A 1678-nucleotide genomic window follows, 5' to 3' on the forward strand; every position below is an offset into this window, starting at 1 on the left:
CCTGGGGAGTACGGCCGCAAGGTTAAAACTCAAATGAATTGACGGGGGCCCGCACAAGCGGTGGAGCATGTGGTTTAATTCGATGCAACGCGAAGAACCTTACCTACTCTTGACATCCAGAGAATTTAGCAGAGATGCTTTAGTGCCTTCGGGAACTCTGAGACAGGTGCTGCATGGCTGTCGTCAGCTCGTGTTGTGAAATGTTGGGTTAAGTCCCGCAACGAGCGCAACCCTTATCCTTTGTTGCCAGCACGTGATGGTGGGAACTCAAAGGAGACTGCCGGTGATAAACCGGAGGAAGGTGGGGATGACGTCAAGTCATCATGGCCCTTACGAGTAGGGCTACACACGTGCTACAATGGCGTATACAAAGAGAAGCAAACTCGCGAGAGCTAGCGGAACTCATAAAGTACGTCGTAGTCCGGATTGGAGTCTGCAACTCGACTCCATGAAGTCGGAATCGCTAGTAATCGTAGATCAGAATGCTACGGTGAATACGTTCCCGGGCCTTGTACACACCGCCCGTCACACCATGGGAGTGGGTTGCAAAAGAAGTAGGTAGCTTAACCTTCGGGAGGGCGCTTACCACTTTGTGATTCATGACTGGGGTGAAGTCGTAACAAGGTAACCGTAGGGGAACCTGCGGTTGGATCACCTCCTTATCCTTGAGGTGTTCTTGTGACGTGTCCACACAGATTGTCTGATAGAAAGTAGAGCAATAGGTTATGCGTAGGAGAGGCATTCTTAATAGAATGTGTCTTACATGAAATAAGCCGACGCAAGTTGGTGCAATATTTCGTGTCCCCTTCGTCTAGAGGCCTAGGACACCGCCCTTTCACGGCGGTAACAGGGGTTCGAATCCCCTAGGGGACGCCAATTGCGCCGATATCGAGTGAAAGGCGATGTCCCCAATAATGATTAAGCTAACTTACGAGTTGGCTTAACAATTATGCTCTTTAACAATCTGGAACAAGCTGAAAATTGAAAACAACGCACTTTGTTTTTGCTTAAACAAAGTGAGAGTCTCTCAAAAAATCTCAACTTGAAGTGTTTTTCAAACACACAAGCGAGTGGCATGAGCGAGCAGTGTGAAATTCAAGGCGGCTAGCGCACAGCAAGCGCAGCGTACAATAGTACGTGAGCATTGCGAGCACTACCCAACGAAGAAGTTCACCACGCACAGCCATGACGTTTCGTGTTGTCTGATAAGAAGACACCTTCGGGTTGTGAGGTTAAGCGACTAAGCGTACACGGTGGATGCCTAGGCAATCAGAGGCGATGAAGGACGTGCTAATCTGCGAAAAGCGTCGGTAAGGTGATATGAACCGTTATAACCGACGATATCCGAATGGGGAAACCCAGTGCAATTCGTTGCACTATCGTTTGATGAATACATAGTCAAACGAAGCGAACCGAGGGAACTGAAACATCTCAGTACCTCGAGGAAAAGAAATCAACCGAGATTCCCCTAGTAGCGGCGAGCGAACGGGGAGCAGCCCAGAGTCTTAATCAGCATAAGTGTCAGGAAAACGGTCTGGAAAGTCCGGCAATAAAGGGTGATAGCCCCGTATCCGAAGATGCTTATGTTGTGAACTCGACGAGTAGGGCGGGACACGTGTTATCCTGTCTGAATATGGGGGGACCATCCTCCAAGGCTAAATACTCCTGATTGACCGAT

At 49.2% G+C, this 1678-nt stretch carries 1 tRNA gene and 2 rRNA genes; all 3 read left to right on the forward strand.

The features are described 5' to 3' along the window. Positions 1-662, forward strand: a 16S ribosomal RNA gene (locus AAZR93_RS21505); the annotation flags it as partial. Positions 663-800: 138 nt separating this feature from the next. After that, a tRNA-Glu gene (locus AAZR93_RS21510) sits at positions 801-876 on the forward strand. A 354-nt stretch (positions 877-1230) separates the two neighbouring features. Continuing rightward, a 23S ribosomal RNA gene (locus AAZR93_RS21515) occupies positions 1231-1678 on the forward strand; the annotation flags it as partial.

The sequence above is a fragment of the Providencia sp. Je.9.19 genome (genome assembly GCF_051129765.1).
Classification (GTDB): Bacteria; Pseudomonadota; Gammaproteobacteria; order Enterobacterales; family Enterobacteriaceae; genus Providencia.